This is a genomic window from Paraburkholderia sp. GAS334, assembly GCF_050436625.1.
In the GTDB taxonomy this organism is placed as follows: domain Bacteria; phylum Pseudomonadota; class Gammaproteobacteria; order Burkholderiales; family Burkholderiaceae; genus Paraburkholderia.
The window spans coordinates 12,678-29,983 of the sequence record NZ_JBNDMO010000005.1; the positions used below are offsets into that span (position 1 = coordinate 12,678).

The window sequence follows — 17,306 nt, forward strand, 5'->3', positions numbered from 1 at the left end:
AGTGATGACACCTTTGGAGAGCCGAACGTGAGTTCAGTAAACGATGCAGGTCAGGAGCTTCATCTTGCCGCGCCAGTAGACGCAACAGGACTTCATAGAAAGATCGGCTGGGCAGGCGCATTCTGGGTAGCCAGCGGCGTACCGGCGTTGGTGCTGTTCTCGATCGGCTCGATTGCGGCGACCGTCGGCAAGCCGTCGTGGATCATCTGGGCGATTTCGATCTGTTTCGGCTTCATCCAGTCCTTTTCCTATGCTGAAATCGCTGGGCTGTTTCCGCACAAGTCCGGCGGCGCATCGGTGTATGGCGCGGTCGCCTGGGTGCGCTACAGCAAGCTGCTCGCTCCGCTCTCCGTGTGGTGTAACTGGTTCGCGTGGTCGCCGGTGTTGGCAATCGGCTCAGGCTTGGGCGCAGGCTACGTGCTGAACATGTTGTTCCCGGCGACCGCCGCGATCAACACCTGGCAAATCACGCTGGTCGATCTGGGCTGGTTGTCGAGCGGCCTGAGTCTACGGGTCAATGCCACCTTCGTGATCGGTGCCGCGATTCTGCTGACAACCTTCGCGATCCAGCACCGCGGCATTCTTCAAGCCGCGCGGCTCCAGATGATTCTCGCGATCTCCGCGCTGCTGCCGCTCCTGTTGGTCGGCGTCTATCCGCTGCTGACGGGCGATCTGCCAATGCACAACCTTTTCCCACTCTATCCGCTCGCGAAAGACGCCGGCGGCCGCGTAACAGACGGCACGTGGAATCTGAGCGGTATCGAACTGATGGCCGGCGGACTCTTTATCGCGGCCTGGTCCACCTACGGATTCGAAACGGCAGTCTGTTATACGCGCGAATTCAAGGATCCGCGCCGCGACACGGTCAAGGCGATTGTCTATTCCGGACTCCTGTGCCTCGTGTTCTTCACGCTAGTCCCACTCGCGTTCCAGGGCGCCCTCGGTCTCGGTCAACTCGTCTCGCCCGAAGTCAAGGATGCCGCTGGTAACATCACGCAACCCGCTGTCTACGACGGCATTCTTTCGCCTGGCATCTACAGCGGCATGGGTGTTTCCGAAGCGATGGCGAAAATCGTGCATGTCGGCAGCTGGGGCGAATTCATTCTGCAACCAATGCTGGTGTTCGCGCTCGTGCTCGCCATCATGACCTCGATGGCGGGCTCGTCGCGCACGCTCTACCAGGCTTCCGTCGACGGCTGGCTGCCCAAATATCTTTCGCACGTCAACCACAACGGCGCACCGACCCGCGCGATGTGGACCGACCTCGTATTCAATCTTGTGCTGCTGCTGATGTCCGACTACGTCGTCGTACTCGCGATGTCGAATGTCGGCTACATCATCTTCAACTTCCTGAATCTCAATGCCGCGTGGATCCATCGGCTCGACCGGTCAACCTGGGAGCGCCCTTTCAAAGCGCCAAAATGGGTACTCGGCGCCGGCGCCGTGTTGTCGTTCGTCAATCTCGCACTGATGGGACTGGGGGCGGATGTATGGGGCAAGGGCACCCTGATTTCGGGCATCGTCTTCTCGGCGCTGATCGTGCCGGTGTTCATCTGGCGCCACTACGTGACTGACAAAGGCCGCTTCCCGGACGCGATGCTGGACGACATGGATCTGTCGAACGCCAGCACCAAACGGCGCGCGGGCTTCCTGCCGTATGCGGCGTTAGTGCTCGGCGTGGTAGTCGTCTTCGTGAGCCACTGGATCACGACCTGATTGCGCACGTTTCTCTGAAGACCGAACGCCCGCGCTGAGTGAATCTCCGCGCAACACGGGCGAAGTTCATCGCACGGCAAAGATCGCACCTTCGATACCCAGCACCTCGCTGCTCGCTGAATAGATACCGATGCCGCGCTCCCATACGTTTCTCAGATCGCCATTCGCTCCACGGATGCGATAACGCAGTTCGAACGGCCTGCGATCCGCCAGTGCTTCCTGCACCCCACGCCAGACGTAATCGATATCCTCCGGCACGATCAACTGGCTGTAGCTATGTTCGTGACTGTCGACAAACCAGGCGGCTGGATAGCCCGTCAACTCTTCGCAGCCGTCGCTGACGAATTCCATTGACCACGATGGATTGTTGCGGCCGCGATAGATCAATCCCGGTACGCCGTTCAGGAGTCCCATCGCACTACGCAACCTGGCTTCGATTGAAGTCTCCTGACGCTTTTGCGCCGTGGTGTCGAACGCGGAGATAAAGAAGGCGTCTTCGTGCCGGCGACATGCCACCTCCAACCAGCGAAGCTGACCGTGAGGATGAACAAAGCGTATCCGCTCGCGACTGCAGACACCGGCTTCGTTACGCAGCCGCTCCAGCATCTCGCGCCAGATCAGGCGATCTTCCGGATGTACATATGCGGCCATCTCGACGCCCACGGCGCTTGCATCCATCAGTTCGGCCCATGCAGCGTTCGCGCTGCGAATGCTGCCCTCGTTATCCACTTGAAGCAACGCGACCGGATAGGCATCGAGGCTCATCGCGGCTGCGGCGAATTCGCTCACAACAGCATTGTCTTGCATTCGTTTACGCCTTCATCATTGACGCGTAAGGGCATCGCGGTGAACCCACGCTGCCAGTTCAAGCCGGGAACGCAAATTCAGCTTGCGTAGCAGATTCTTGACATAGACCTTAACGGTACCATCGCTGATGCCCAACTGCCGGGCGATCTGCTTGTTGCTCATGCCCTCCGAAATGAGCGCCAGTGTCTGCGCTTCACGCTCGGTCAGTTCGACCTGGCGAGCGCCTCTTTCACCTTCGGGAACATCGTCGTCTTTCGCGAGGAGCGTGACCAGACAATCGTCGAGCACGATCACGCCCTGCACGCAGTTGCGTATGTATAAGCGAAGATCTTCGGGCTCGGTTTCCTTCAGCATATAGCCGTCGGCACCGAGGCGAAGCGCGGTCAATAACTCGTTGCGATCGAGCGAGGCGGTCAGCACGATCTTGCGGCTCTCGATCTCGAGCTGGCCCAATTCATCGAGCACATGCAATCCACCGAGTCCCGGCATGTGAAGATCGATCAGGATCAGGCCGGGCCTTAACTGCTCCGCGAGCGCAATGCCCTGCCGGCCGCTGGAAGCTTCGCCGACTACCTGAAACTCCCCAGTCGAGTTGAAGTACTCGGCGAGGCCACGCCTGAACAGCGGGTGGTCGTCAATCAGAAGCAACGTCGTCGGACCCATCAAGGGACTCCCTTCTGGCATCGTCATTCGGGACAAGCAGGCGCATCCGCGTGCCGTTCGGCTGCACATTCTCGATTGCGACTCGCGCGCCTATCGCACGCGCCCGCTCGCGCATGATCTCCAGCCCATAGTGATTTTCCTCCACCGATGCAGGTCGCAATCCGAGCCCGTCGTCAGTCACGGTCACACACAAAGCGCCTGCGGGGTCGTCTATCACTTCGATCCGCGCATGTCTTGCATGCGCGTGGCGGACCACATTCGACAACGCTTCGCGCACGATCTGCAATGCGTGCAGCGCGACATCCGGCGCGAGTTCGATTTCTGGCATGCGGTTATCCAGTTCGAAGACCACGTTGCAGCGACGCGAAAATTCATCGACGGAATCGGCCAGCGCCTGGCGCCACGAGCGCCCTTCGAGCGTCAGGCGCGCACCGGTGATCAACTGGCGAACGTCGCGCTGCAGTCGCGTCATCGTGGTCCGCAACTCCGCGATCAGCGGCTCCGCGACCTCTGGCTTGCGTGACTGCAGCTGCACCCGGCTGACGAGAAACGACATGAAGCCAAGCTGCTGCGCAACTGAATCGTGAAGCTCGCGGATCAGCGCCTGTGTGCCGCCGTCGGTGGCGGGTGTTTCGTCCTGCCGTCTCCCGTGGATCAAACCGATCGCAGCACCGAGCGCCTGCCCGGCATTGCCGACTTCGGCCGCCAGCGCCTGACTCGCCGGCGACGTCAGTTCGAGCAGAAGCGCTGCGCCCCCAAACATCGAGACCAGCCGCGTGCGGCCGCCGAGCGAGCACGCCGAACACAACCGGTTCAACGGTTTGGCATGAGACGCTTTCAGCGCACAGTCGCGATGTTCAGCGCATGAGAGGGAACCTTCGGACGCCCCCGTAAGCAACATTTCGCCCGCGATCACCAGCGCTGCGCGACTGCCGGGAATGTCCGCTTCGAGCCGGCCAAGAAAACACTGCAACGGCTGCGTGGACCTTTGCCCGCCCGCGATGTCGACGAAGACCCGCAATAGCGCATCCCGGAAGCGCAGCGAAAGATCGATGCCATCGACCTCACCAGCCGCTTGCGAGGAGGCGTGTCGCCGCACCAGGGTCCGGCTCAAAGCCATGCGGGGCATCCCGTGAGAAAAGTTTTTTAGAGGCAAGAACTGTGCCGTTTGCGGCACTACTCCTTTGGACATACCTCGTTGTCAGGATTGAACGGTGTTTCCCTTTAAGAAACTATTTTGCTCGTGGGGAACGCAGCTTTTCGAGTGTTTTATCCGTCGGACCAGCGCTTCGGAACGCACTCGAATGGAGCAGACGCCCCGTTTTAGTTCAGATGCAAATGCACACGTTTGAAGCAAAACATGATCCACGTGCTTCACCCGCATCGACAGAACCGGCGACTAAAGACATGACATCGACGCACGACAGAACACCGGGCTCTCCTCCGAGCCTTCCGCGGTATCAGGCGCTCCGGATATGTGAGGATGCGCGTCAACACGTTGTGGTCGTTCAAGCCGACGCACTCACGAAGGTCGAAGCTTTCATCGCGACACTGCCGGTCGAGCCTGACGTGAGCACACTGCTCGTTCAAGGCGACACGTCAGCAACAGCTCGCCGTGCATCGTTCTTCCCGACACACGACGCGCTCGAGCGCCATCTTCTCGCGACCCTGGATCGCGCGGCAATCGGCTTGCGGCTCTATGTATGCGGCGACGAAGCGTTCATCTGGCGCGTCCGCCGCCTCGCCGGCGAGGCGGGCATGCTGGCGGAAGAAATCACCTCCGAGCTCGATGCCGCACCGCGCGCCGTCTATTGCGTCCACTGCAGCGCATCGCATGTGTACGACGCGCTGCCCGAAGTCGAATGTGCCGGCTGCGGAATCAACCTGAGTGTGCGCCAGCATTTCTCGCAGCGAATCGGTGCCTATCTGGGCGTCTGCGCCGATCCGGATCGTCCTCACCTGGAGCGCCACGCATGAACACGATCGAGGTTCGAGTCGAAGCAACGCGGCTGCTGACGCCGGTGGTACGCGAGTTCACCCTGGTCGCCGCGCACGGCCGGCTGCCGAAGTTTTCCTCGGGCAGCCATATCCAGGTGCAGTTGCCGCTGGATGAGCGCCCATTGCGCAACGCCTATTCGTTGCTTGGCGATCCGGCGAGCGCATCCAGCTATCGCATTGCCGTGCGCAAGCAGAACGATTCGCGCGGCGGCTCAGTGTTCATGCATGAGCGGCTTCGTGAGGGTTCGGCATTGAAAATCACGCCGCCGGCCAATCTGTTTGCCCTGCATTCAGGCGCTCGCGCTCACATCCTGATCGCGGGGGGCATCGGCATCACGCCGTTTGTCGCGCATGTCGCCGCGCTGGAGCGTGATGCCGCCGATTTCGAACTGCACTACGCCTACCGGCAAGGGCTCACTGACGCGTATCGCGCCGAGTTGAGCGAACGCCTGGGCAGCCGCTTCCATGGATACGACAGCGAGTGCGCGCGCCTCGATATCGAACGGGTGCTGCGTGGTCGCCCGTTGGGTACGCATGTTTATGTGTGCGGTCCGCAAGCCCTTCTGGATTCAGTGCAAGACACGGCCCGTGCCCTCGGCTGGCCGGACGGCCGCGTGCACTGGGAAGCTTTTGCTGCGCCGCGGCCCGGCACGCCGTTCGTCGTGACACTCATGCGCAGTGGCTCGAGGTTGGACGTGGCGGCAGACCAGAGCCTGCTTGAAGCGCTCGAAGCGAGCGGACTCGACATCCCGAACCTGTGCCGCGGCGGTGTCTGCGGTCAGTGTTCGACCCGTCACGTTGCCGGAGAAGTCGATCACCGCGATCTGTTCCTTCACGAATCCGGGCGCGCCACGCACCTGATGCCGTGTGTCTCGCGTGCCCACAGCACCTCCCTTTTTCTGGATCTTTGAGGAACGCCTCCATGAGCGTCATTCTGAAGCCCGCCGAAAGCTATCGTGAAGCGTTTTCGTTTCGCAACAGCGAAGCCGCCATCGCCCGCTTCCCCTTCCCGTTTCCCGAAGACGCCTACATGTATTCGGTGAATATCGAGCCGGCAACGTCACGCGATCCAGGCTCGGTCTTCGAGCACTGGTTCGATATCGACGAGCACTATCGCTCTGAAGTCGCTGAACGCGCAATCGTGCTGCAGAGCGACTCGCGCCGCTGCATGGTAATGCCGCACATGCAGAAAGCGTCGTGGGACGCCCTGGAAATGATCATGGAGCATCTCGCCCAGGATTATCCCGAACTGTTTTCGCTAGCCCGCGCCGGCGACCAGTGGTTGTGGCGCAATCGAGCGCTCGGCATCGAGCAGGCGTTTCGTTTCGGCGATGCCGGGACGCTGCCGTGCGAGCCACTCGAATACATCATGCGGCAGACGCAAGGCGATATCGCGCTGCTCGATCAGCGCGACGGCGACCTCTTCATGGATGCCGGTGTCATCACCGGCCCTGCCGACTGGTCGCTCGCATTCGATGCGGGAATGAGTTTCAAGCAATGGCATTCGCCGGTGCCGATGGCGCACGACATGGGCATTTTCGATCGCGCGCTGAGGTATCTGCTGCATATCCAGGTAGACCGTCCGGTACGGCGTCTGAACTGGACACTCACGATCAACCCGCGCCTCGATACCGCACCCGAGAACTACCACCTGTGGGGCGCGGAGCGCGGCCAGGTCACGCCGGAGAACGTCGCGCAATGCGTGCATCTGCGCGTCGAACTGCAGTTCATGGCGCGGCTGCCACAGAGCAACGCGCTGATGTTCAGCATCCGCACGTATCTCGCCAGCATGGCCGAGCTCGTGACCCATCCCGCGTGGGCGCGCCGTCTTCATCGGGTGCTGCGTGACCTGCCTGAGCCAATTGCCGACTACAAGGGCATGACGCGTTACCGGAAGACCCTGATCGACTGGTTGAGCCAGTTCGACAACGGCATCTGATGCCTTGCCGATTTCGTACACAAACACATCCTCACCTCTGGAGTAGCAAACATGGCTAATTCATGGCGTATTTCCGCGCTCGCGGACCGTCATCGCGCATTGGGCTCAAACCTCGAAGACTGGAACGGAATGGGCACCGCATGGACATATTCCGGCGACCTCGCCGATCAGCACGAGGCGATTCGAACCAAGGCTGGCTTGATGGATGTATCCGGTCTGAAGAAGGTCCACTACGTCGGCCCACACGCGGAAAGCCTGCTCAACTGGGCAACCACGCGCGACATCGGCAAGCTCTACCCCGGCAAGTCAGTGTATGCGGCGATGCTGAATGAAGACGGCAAGTTTATCGACGACTGCATCGTCTACCGGACCGGGCCGAATGCGTTTATGGTAGTGCATGGCTCCGGAACCGGTTATGAACGCCTCGTTCGCTCCGCGCAGGGCCGCCAGGTCGCCGTGCTGTTCGACGACGATCTGCATGATCTGTCTTTACAGGGTCCCGCCGCCGTGGACTTCCTCGCGGAACACGTGCCGGGCATTCGCGATCTGCCTTATTTCCATCACCTGCAAACGCGGCTTTTCGGCAAGCCGGTGATGATCTCGCGCACCGGCTACACGGGCGAGCGCGGCTACGAAATCTTCTGCAAGGCCGCGGATGCACCCTTCATCTGGGACACCGTCCTCGACAAAGGCGCGGCGTTCGGCATCATCCCGTGCGCGTTCACGGCGCTCGACTGGTTACGCGTCGAAAGCTATCTGCTGTTCTTCCCCTACGACAACTCCGAGATGTACCCGTTCGTGAACGAAAAGGCGGGCGACACGCTGTGGGAACTCGGGCTCGACTTCACCGTATCGCCGGGAAAAACCGAGTTCTGTGGCGCGGGCGAACACTTCCGTCTGCAAGGCAAGGAGCGTTTCAAGATCTTCGGCGTGCTGGTGGACTCCACCGAAGCGGCCAACGGCCGCGACGCATTGTGGAACGACGGCAAGCAGGTCGGCGTCGTCACATGCGGCATGTACTCACGGCTGACCGGCGTCTCGATGGCTATCGCACGCCTCGATGTTGACTACGCACGCCCCGGCGCGCCGCTCGAAGTGCGCGGCAGCATCAAGGCCCGTGCAAGCGCCGCCGAATTGCCGTTCGACGATCCGGAAAAGAAGAAACGCACCGCGATCGGCTAATCCTTTGCGGGTCTCCCGTTACATCTCTCACGCCGTCTCTCACGTATTTTCAGGAGTGTCGCAGTGACCCAGAATTACATACTGACGATCAGTTGCCCGGCCACCTCCGGCATCGTCGCGGCCGTCTCGTCCTATCTCGCGCAATCGGGCTGCTATATCAGCGAGCTGGCGCAATTCGACGACGAATCCAACGGCACATTCTTCATGCGTGCGGTGTTCCGCTTCAACGAAGCGAAGACCGGCAGCATCGACAAGCTACGCACCGACTTCGGCAGCATCGCAAACGACTTCGCGATGCAATGGAAGCTCTACAGCGCCGCGCAACCGATGAAGGTGCTGCTGATGGTCAGCAAGTTCGACCATTGCCTCGCCGACCTGCTGTACCGGCATCGCAAAGGCCAGCTGCACATGCAGATCACCGCCATCGTCTCCAACCATCTGGACCTGCGGCCGATGGCGGAGCGCGAAGGCATCCGTTTCATCTATCTGCCGGTGACACCGGAAACCAAGGACCGGCAGGAAGCCGAACTGCTGAAGATCGTCGCCGAGACGGAGACGGAACTCGTGGTGCTCGCGCGCTACATGCAGATTCTCTCCAACAACCTCTGCAAGCAGTTCGCCGGCCGGGCCATCAATATCCATCATTCGTTTCTGCCGGGATTCAAAGGCGCGAAGCCGTATCACCAGGCATTCGAACGCGGTGTCAAGCTGATCGGCGCCACAGCGCACTACGTCACGTCAGATCTCGACGAAGGACCGATCATCGAACAGGAAGTGCAGCGTGTCGATCACGTCCTGCAACCTGACGGCCTCGTAGCGATCGGGCGCGATACGGAAACCGTGGCGCTGTCGCGTGCGGTGAAATTCCATACCGAACATCGCGTATTCCTCAATCGCGACCGCACCGTGATCTTCCGATGACCCAGGCTCAACTCATTGACGGCAAAGCCGCCGCTGCGGGACTGCTCGAGACGGTCAGGCAGGACGTGGCAAAGCTTCGGACTTCTGGCGTGATGGCGACGCTCGCTGTCGTGCTGGTGGGCGACGATCCTGCGAGCCATATCTATGTGCGCAACAAGGTGCTGCGTGCAAACGAAGTCGGTATCCGTTCGATCGAACACCAGCTACCTGCCGATACCGGGCAGGACGCGCTGCTGTCGCTGATCGGCACGCTGAACGCCGATACCGGCGTGAACGGCATTCTCGTGCAGATGCCCTTGCCCGCACAGATCGACGAGGGCGCGGTGATCGACGCGATCGATCCGGAAAAGGACGTGGACGGCTTTCATCGCGAGAACGTCGGCCGGCTGGTGCTCGGTAAACCGGCATTGACGCCATGCACGCCGAGCGGCTGTCTGTTCCTGCTGAAACAGACGCTTGGCGATCTGACCGGCAAGCATGCGGTGGTGATCGGCCGCTCGAACATCGTCGGCAAACCAATGGCTTCGCTGCTGCTGCAGGCGAACTGTTCGGTGACCGTGCTCCATTCGCGCAGCATCGGCGCTCGCGAGTTGTGCCGTCAAGCCGATATCGTCGTCGCCGCTGTAGGGCAAGCGGCGATGATCGACGCAAGCTGGATCAAACCGGGCGCGACGGTTATCGACGTCGGCATCAACCGCGTCGAAACCGGCGATAAAACGCACCTCGTCGGCGATACGGAGTTCGAGAGCGTCTCACGTGTGGCCGGCGCCATTACGCCCGTTCCCGGCGGTGTGGGTCCGATGACGATCGGCTTTCTGATGAAGAACACCGTTCTGGCTGCAAGGCGCCAGTCGCGGCAACAGGCCGCTGACGCTGCCGCGTATCGGTGAATCCGTGTTCCTGGCTGGCGTATCAGCATCGCTTTCCAGCGGGAGATCCTGTGTTGTCGTACTAGATATCTAGCGAGTGAAAAACCATGAAAAAGCGCGTCGCAATCATAGGTGCGGGCCCTTCCGGGATGGCGCAATTGCGCGCTTTCCAGTCCGCGAGAGAAAAAGGTGCAGACATTCCCGATATCGTCTGCTTTGAGAAGCAGAAGGACTGGGGCGGCATGTGGAATTACACATGGCGCACCGGCACCGACGAGAATGGCGAGCCGGTGCACGGCAGCATGTATCGCTACCTGTGGTCCAACGGGCCAAAGGAATGTCTGGAGTTCGCGGACTACACATTCGAGGAGCATTTCGGCAAACCGATCGCCTCGTATCCGCCGCGCGAGGTGCTGTGGGACTATATTCGCGGACGCGTCGAGAAAGCCGGCGTACGGCCTTATATCCGCTTCAATACGACGGTCCGTCAGGTGAGCTTCGACGCCGCAACCAGAAAATTCACCGTCACTGCGCAGGACTTTTCCGCCAGCACGACGGCGTCGGAAGAGTTCGATTACGTTGTCAACGCGTGCGGCCACTTCTCGACACCGAATGCGCCAACCTTCCCCGGCTTTGAGAGTTTTGGCGGCCGCATCCTGCATGCACACGATTTCCGCGACGCGCTGGAGTTCAAGGACAAGGATGTGTTGCTGGTCGGCAGCAGCTATTCGGCGGAAGACATCGGCTCCCAGTGCTACAAGTACGGTGCGAAGAGCATCACAAGTTGCTACCGCACGGCGCCGATGGGCTATCACTGGCCCGAAAACTGGGAAGAGAAACCGATATTGCAGCGCGTGCGCGGCAATATCGCTTACTTCGCCGACGACACGCACAAGCGCATCGACGCGATCATCCTCTGCACAGGGTATCAGCATCACTTTCCGTTCCTGCCCGACGAACTACGCCTGAAGACCGGTAATCGCCTGTGGCCTTTGAACCTCTATAAAGGCATTTTCTGGGAAGACAATCCAGGCCTGATATACCTCGGCATGCAGGACCTCTGGTATTCGTTCAACATGTTCGACGCTCAAGCCTGGTACGCGCGCGACGTGATCCTCGGACGGATCACGCCGCCGCCAAAAGCGGACATGACCGCACACAGCCTCGCATGGCGCGCGAAAGAAGAAAAGCTCGTCACCCATCAGGAAATGTTCGAGTTTCAGGGTAGCTACATCCAGGAGCTGCTCGATGCCACCGACTACCCGAGTTTCGACATCGAAGGGGTGAACCGAACCTTCCTCGAATGGAAACACGACAAGCATGACGACATCATGGGCTACCGCAACAAGTCCTATCGCTCGCTGATGACCGGCACGCAATCCCCGCCTCATCACACGCCGTGGCTGTCGGCACTCGATGACTCGATGGACGCGTATCTTGGCGAACCCGTTCCGGCGTTGAAAACCGCCAGCTAACGGGCGCGAGACAGGGAAGAACATGCTGATACGCACCCCCATAAGCTCGCGTCCCGCTGAGCCGGCGCTGTTTGCTCGCGCGGCCGGATGCGAACGATATCGCGTGGCGGGCGGCGGCCTCACGGTCGTCGCGCTCACGCCCGGCGATACCTTGCAGATCATGGATATCGAAGGCCTGCAGGCCTGCGAACTCATGGCTTTCGATGCACATGGCGAAGCGGCGCCGGCCGCGCTCGAGCTACAAGCGTCGGCGGGCGCTTCGTTCATTGCGAGTCTGTTGCATAACAACGCGGCCTCGCATGTGCTGACCGGTCTGCTCAAGCGCGGCGTCGAAGCGAGCGCATTGCAGTCCGCGGCGACTATCTGGAACGGCGACACACCGGCAGGCTTTACGCGAAAACTCATTGCCTCCGAAGCGCTGCTCGTCATCGTCGCCGCGCCGGGTGCCGCAAGGGCGATCGATTCGCAGAACCCGCCCACCGGCTTGCGTCTCACGATCGATCGCGCGAATCCCGCGCTGCTCGCCGCGCCGCCGCTTCCCGCACCATTGGCGGACACGCTGAACGACTTCACGATCCAGCCCGGCACCGCCATCGCGTACACGGTGCGCGCGGGAGAATACATTCAGGTACTGGACGTCGCGGGTCGGCAATGTTCGGATTTCGTCGCCTTCGATCTCGCCGCGCTGGACAGAAACAAAGAACTCGACCTCGACCAGACCGTGACGAGAACGCTGAATGGCAACGCGTATCCCGCTCCCGGCCTGTTCTCGAAGTTCTTCAATCGAAACATGCAGCCCATGCTCGAAGTCGTACGCGACACGGTGGGCCGTCACGACTCATTTGCACTGGCGTGCGCGGCGCGCTATTACGAAAGCCAGGGCTACTTCGGCCATAGCAACTGCAGCGACAACATGAGCCACGCCCTCGCCGCTTTTAACATGGCGCCGCGCCCCGGCTGGCCCGCGATCAATTTCTTCTTCAATACCGGCATCAACGCACATCAGCAAATGACGCTCGATGAACCGTGGTCGCGTCCAGGCGACTACGTGCTGATGCGCGCGCTGACCGACCTCGTGTGCGTGAGTTCGTCCTGTCCCGACGACATCGACCCCGCGAACGGCTGGAATCCGACCGATATCCAGATCCGCGTCTATCCGAACAAGGAACGCTTCTCCATTGCCATGGCTACCCGAACCACGCCCGATGCCGAACCGGTACTGACCCGCGAGTCAGGCTTTCATGCAAAGACGTCCGCGCTCACCCGGCATTTCACCGACTATCGCGGCTGGTGGCTGCCCACGCACTACGAGGGCTTCGGTACCGTCGAAGAATACTTCGGCTGCCGGGAGCGCGTCGCCATGATGGATCTGTCCGCGCTTCGCAAGTTCGAGATCATCGGTCCCGACGCGGAAGCCCTGTTGCAATACTGTTTGACGCGCGACGTCCGGCGGCTCGCGGTCGGCCAGGTCGTGTATTCGGCGATGTGCTATCCGCACGGCGGCATGCTCGACGACGGCACGCTGTTGCGCCTCGGCCCGGACAATTTCCGCTGGATTGGCGGCGAAGACTACGCCGGTGTCTGGCTGCGCGAGCAGGCGGCGGCGCTCGGCATGAAAGTGTGGATCAAATCGGCCTCGGACCAGATTCACAATCTGTCGATTCAGGGACCGCTGAGTCGCGAGTTGTTGAAGCAGATTGTGTGGACGCCGCCCACCCAGCCGGCACTCGATAACCTCGGCTGGTTCCGCTTTCTGGTCGGCCGGCTCGACGACTACGAAGGCTGTCCGATCATGGTCTCGCGCACCGGCTACACCGGCGAACTCGGCTATGAAGTCTGGTGTCATCCGCAGCATGCAGAACGCGTGTGGGACCGCCTGTGGTCGGCTGGGCAACCGCTAGGAATGGTTCCGCTCGGACTGAACGCGCTCGATATGCTTCGCGTCGAAGCCGGACTGATCTTCGCCGGCTACGAGTTCACCGACGAAACTGATCCGTTCGAAGCAGGCATCGGCTTCTCGGTGCCGCTGAAGAGCAAAGCCGACGACTTCATCGGCCGCGATGCTTTGCTTGCCCGCACCGCGCATCCGCGGCACAAGCTGGTCGGACTCGAACTCGCCGGCAACGAACCCGCGCATCATGGAGATTGCGTGCACGATGGGCGCGCGCAGATCGGCGTGGTCACCAGCGGCGTGCGTTCTCCGATCCTCGGCAAGAACATTGCGCTGTGCCGTATCGATATCACCTATGCCGAACCGGGAACACGCTTGCAGGTCGGCAAGATCGACGGGCATCAGAAACGCATCGACGCTCAGGTCGTGGCGCCGGTCTTCTACGACCCGGACAAGCGCCGTGTCCGCGCTTGAACGGCTGCAGCACGCGCGCCGGCGTGGGCAATGGCGCGCGGCTTGCGCCAGGTAGCGCGGCGGGGCCGCGCCACCAACCCGCTCAATGCCGCATCAAGGACCACACCAGCAGCGCCAGCAACAGCACCACGACCACCTGCCAGAACAGCACCGGATCGCTCTCGAGCAAGGGCTTGCGCCGGATCGGCGCCATCGCGTCTCGACCGCTCGAAAAACGTTCGAGATCAGCGCACACTTCGAGCACGTCCTGATACCTGCGCGCCGGATCGGGCTGCAGCGCTTTCTCCAGTACCAGGTCGAGCCATTGCGGCGCGTCCGGCCGGTACTGATAAAGCGGCACGCGGCCATTGAAGCCGTAGGGCAGCTTGCCGCCGCTGAACAACCGGTACAGGGTTACGCCATACGCGAACACCTCGGAGCGCGCGTCGCCCTGTGCGCCCTTCATCAACTCAGGCGCCATATAAGCGGGCGAGCCCGGTGCGGCGTCGGGGCCCGGCAACTGCATGCCCGGCATATAACCGAAACCGAGATCGAGCAGGCGCGTGCTGTCGCCCTGCATCACCAGCACGTTCTCGGGTTTGATATCGCGATGGAAGATATTGCGGCGATTCAGCACGTCGATCGAATGGCCTAGCTGCCGCGCGATCTCGAGCGCACGCGGCAGCGCCATGGGCTGAGGCGCCGCCAGCAGTTTTTCGAGCGTGACGCCTGCGCCGAGCGGCATCACCACATAGAGCCGGGTTTGCCGGTCGGCATCGACCGGCATCGGCGCGAGCACGCCATCGTCGCCGATCTTGCCTGCCAGCCAGCGCTCGCGGACGATCGACTGCCGCACGTTCTCGTCCTGCTCGACACGCGGCTTGGGAAACTTGAGCGCCAGCGGCGTGTTCGGCTCCGTTAGATCGTAGCCGGCGAAAATCCGCGAATAGAAGCCATCGCTCAACACGCTCTTGAGCAGATATCCATCGACCACATCGCCGGCATCAGGCACCGCCGGAATCGGCAAGGCGCCGACCACCCGCTCAAGGTAACCGACATCGAGCAAAGGCAGGGCGCCCACATCGAGCACCGCGCTCGTCACGTCGTCCTGCGAGCCGCGTGTGACCGCCAGCGCGCCGAGCCGGCGCGCAGTTTCGAGCGCACCGCCGCGCGCCGCCAGCACCGACTGCAGTTCGCGCATCGGCACCCGGCGATAGAGCCCGTCGGAGCACATCAGCAGGCGGTCGCCCTCGCGCAGCTCAAGAGTTTCGATGCGAGTCACCAGCGTCGGAAGCATACCGACCGCATGCGCCACATAAGAACCGAAGGCGACCGGCACCACGTCATCGTCACCGATCTGGACCAGTTGGCCATCGCGCAGCAGATAGAGCCGCACATCGCCAGCCGCTACCAGATACGCGGTTGCGCGGCGCACGATCAGCGCCGCAAAGGACGCGGCCATCTGCCTCAGTGCGGGGTCGACGCGGCCGATCTGATGCAGCCAGCCGTGTATTGCCTCAAGCGCGCGCGCAGCGGCCACGCCGGGCTGCAAGGTGTCGGCGAGCCCGTAATAGGCATCGATAAAGGTGCGCACCGAGAGTTCGGCCGCGACCCGCCCGCCCGTGCTGCCGCTCACGCCATCGGCCAGGGCAATCACGCTGCCACGCGCAGCGCGTGCCGCCAGATCGCCGAGCATCACGCCGACATAGTCTTCGTTGATGTGATCCTGCCCGCGGGCGCGGGCAGGGAAAGAAACACAACCGATCTCGAGAGCGGCGCACTCGCCGCGCTCCGGCCGCAACTGCAGATCGATTTCCTGGCCGCCCATTCCGCGACCGCTAGCGGGCCTTCCCTCTGGATCGTCTGGCATCCGGCCCGTGTTCGGTGCGGGCAAGCTATCCTCGGAGAAGGGTTCACTCATTTACTTTTTGCCGTGGGTCATCACGTCGCTTGTTTCCAGATCGTGCTCGATCTTCTCGAGCACCTGCGGCGAGCGCTTCTTGAGCATCATCAACCAGACTGCGCCAACCAGCATATACGCAACGAACAGATAGGGCAGGATGTTATACGGATAATCGGGCACCGGATACACGCTGCCGATCACCGCACCGACCATCGCCAGTGCGCCGAGCACGCCCCACACGACGTTGCTCGTCTTGAGCTCGCCCTGCTTCTTCAGATAAACCGGTGCCGCGATTGCGACCAGGAAATACACGACCAGGAAGCCAAAGGTCGCAAACGTACTGGTATAGCCGAAGGTGTTGAGCGGCCCCGTGCCGAGCATCGCGATGCACACCACGAAGGTCACGATGGAGGAAAACGCAACGGCGAGGTACGGTGTCTGGTGCGTGCGGTGCACCATGCCCATCGAGCGGTGCACGAACTGGTAGCGGCCCATCGAATACAGCAGACGGCTGGACGAGTTGATGCACGCAAGCACGCACGAAAACGCGCTGACCGAGGCAATCAGATAAAACACCGGACCGAGCGGCGAGGCGCCGACGCTCGTGAGCAAGGTGCTGAGCACAGCCGAATCGCCGCCGAGCCTGGCTGCGTCGTCGTGGTAGGCGATCGTCATCGAATAGGCCACAAACATGAAGAACAGGCCCGACAGGATCACGCACCAGACCACCGCACGCGGAATGACGCGCAGAGGGTTCCTGGTTTCCTGGCCGAGCGAGGCCGCGCTCTCGAAACCCACGTACGAGAAGATGCCGAGCACCATGCCCTGTGCCATGCCCTTACCGCTCACGCCCTGCAGCCCCAGTTGCGTATGGTCGATGATATGGTCCGGATGCAGTGCGAGCACATAGATCAGCACACCGCCCACGATCACCACCGAAGCGGCTTCGATTGCCAGCGACAGGCGCGAGGAGAGCTTCACGTCACGTGCCGAGAAGAACCAGGCCAGGCCGACAAAGATCGTGTAGACCGCCCACGACGGGATATTGATGCCCCAGGCCGAAAAAGCGTTCTGCACGAACACTACGCCTGCGGCGCCAACCCCCATTGCAGTGCCCACGTAAGCCGCGATCAGGCCCCAGCCGGCAATGCCACCCGCCATCGGCCCAAGCGCGCGCGAGATATAGATAAAGAACGAACCAGCCGACGCGATCCGGCTCGAGAGCGCGATGATGCTCATGCTCACCAGCAGCAGCCCGAGCGTCGAAAGACCATAAATCAACCATGTCCCCGCGCCGGCCAGCGCCGCGATCGCGGTCACGTTGATCGACGGCGTGAAGGTCGGAGAAAGGTTCGCGATGGATTGGCCGATGACCTCGGGAAAACCTAACGTACCGGCACGCAGGCCGCCGGATGATGCCGGCGCTGCTTGCGTGCTGCTTTGCGGAGTGCTCATGTTGGGTTCCTGATAGATTGGTGAATCAAGGTTG

The 17,306-nt window shown here is 61.6% G+C and carries 14 protein-coding genes; 9 read left to right on the forward strand and 5 right to left on the reverse strand.

Annotated elements, in window-relative coordinates; genetic code table 11:
- Positions 1-27 precede the first annotated feature (27 nt).
- Positions 28-1,716: an APC family permease gene (locus P3T21_RS10900; RefSeq protein ID WP_429255949.1), complete on the forward strand. Its 1,689-nt coding sequence runs from the start codon at positions 28-30 to the stop codon at positions 1,714-1,716.
- A gap of 66 nt (positions 1,717-1,782) precedes the next feature.
- On the opposite strand, the gene P3T21_RS10905 is transcribed toward P3T21_RS10900, so the two are convergent.
- From P3T21_RS10905 to P3T21_RS10915, 3 genes are read right to left on the reverse strand one after another with little or no spacing between them, the layout of a single operon-like run.
- Positions 1,783-2,523, reverse strand: a complete 741-nt coding sequence (locus P3T21_RS10905; RefSeq protein ID WP_429255950.1) for a PAS domain-containing protein — start codon at positions 2,521-2,523, stop codon at positions 1,783-1,785.
- 15 nt (positions 2,524-2,538) lie between these two features.
- Positions 2,539-3,186: a response regulator gene (locus P3T21_RS10910; protein ID WP_429255951.1), complete on the reverse strand. Its 648-nt coding sequence runs from the start codon at positions 3,184-3,186 to the stop codon at positions 2,539-2,541.
- The gene (locus P3T21_RS10915) at positions 3,158-4,306 is read right to left on the reverse strand and encodes a sensor histidine kinase (RefSeq protein WP_429255952.1); all 1,149 of its coding nucleotides are present in this window, start codon (positions 4,304-4,306) and stop codon (positions 3,158-3,160) included. The genes P3T21_RS10910 and P3T21_RS10915 overlap by 29 nt, the downstream gene beginning before the upstream one ends.
- Positions 4,307-4,593: 287 nt before the next feature.
- Here P3T21_RS10915 and P3T21_RS10920 point away from each other — a divergent pair, with 287 nt between their 5' ends.
- The 8 genes from P3T21_RS10920 to P3T21_RS10955 all read left to right on the forward strand — a co-directional run bounded on the left by P3T21_RS10920 (position 4,594) and on the right by P3T21_RS10955 (position 13,935).
- On the forward strand, positions 4,594-5,163 hold the full coding sequence (locus P3T21_RS10920; RefSeq protein ID WP_429255953.1) for a dimethylamine monooxygenase subunit DmmA family protein: 570 nt from the start codon (positions 4,594-4,596) through the stop codon (positions 5,161-5,163).
- The gene (locus P3T21_RS10925) at positions 5,160-6,095 is read left to right on the forward strand and encodes a PDR/VanB family oxidoreductase (RefSeq protein WP_429255954.1); all 936 of its coding nucleotides are present in this window, start codon (positions 5,160-5,162) and stop codon (positions 6,093-6,095) included. The genes P3T21_RS10920 and P3T21_RS10925 overlap by 4 nt, the downstream gene beginning before the upstream one ends.
- An 11-nt stretch (positions 6,096-6,106) precedes the next feature.
- On the forward strand, positions 6,107-7,123 hold the full coding sequence (locus P3T21_RS10930; protein WP_429255955.1) for a heme-dependent oxidative N-demethylase family protein: 1,017 nt from the start codon (positions 6,107-6,109) through the stop codon (positions 7,121-7,123).
- 51 nt (positions 7,124-7,174) lie between these two features.
- A complete protein-coding gene (locus P3T21_RS10935; RefSeq protein WP_429255956.1) occupies positions 7,175-8,305 on the forward strand; it encodes an aminomethyltransferase family protein in 1,131 nt (376 codons plus the stop codon).
- Positions 8,306-8,368: 63 nt separating this feature from the next.
- Positions 8,369-9,226, forward strand: coding sequence for a formyltetrahydrofolate deformylase (gene purU, locus P3T21_RS10940; RefSeq protein ID WP_429255957.1), 858 nt, complete (start codon positions 8,369-8,371; stop codon positions 9,224-9,226).
- Positions 9,223-10,116: a bifunctional 5,10-methylenetetrahydrofolate dehydrogenase/5,10-methenyltetrahydrofolate cyclohydrolase gene (locus P3T21_RS10945; RefSeq protein ID WP_429255958.1), complete on the forward strand. Its 894-nt coding sequence runs from the start codon at positions 9,223-9,225 to the stop codon at positions 10,114-10,116. The genes purU and P3T21_RS10945 overlap by 4 nt, the downstream gene beginning before the upstream one ends.
- An 86-nt stretch (positions 10,117-10,202) precedes the next feature.
- Positions 10,203-11,570, forward strand: coding sequence for a flavin-containing monooxygenase (locus P3T21_RS10950; RefSeq protein ID WP_429255959.1), 1,368 nt, complete (start codon positions 10,203-10,205; stop codon positions 11,568-11,570).
- Between the two features lie 22 nt (positions 11,571-11,592).
- Positions 11,593-13,935, forward strand: a complete 2,343-nt coding sequence (locus P3T21_RS10955) for a DUF1989 domain-containing protein (protein WP_429255960.1) — start codon at positions 11,593-11,595, stop codon at positions 13,933-13,935.
- Between the two features lie 82 nt (positions 13,936-14,017).
- Here the strand turns inward: P3T21_RS10955 and P3T21_RS10960 are convergent, their stop codons facing one another.
- The gene (locus P3T21_RS10960) at positions 14,018-15,835 is read right to left on the reverse strand and encodes a bifunctional protein-serine/threonine kinase/phosphatase (RefSeq protein ID WP_429255961.1); all 1,818 of its coding nucleotides are present in this window, start codon (positions 15,833-15,835) and stop codon (positions 14,018-14,020) included.
- On the reverse strand, positions 15,836-17,272 hold the full coding sequence (locus tag P3T21_RS10965; protein ID WP_429255962.1) for an APC family permease: 1,437 nt from the start codon (positions 17,270-17,272) through the stop codon (positions 15,836-15,838). It lies immediately after the preceding gene.
- Positions 17,273-17,306 lie beyond the last annotated feature (34 nt).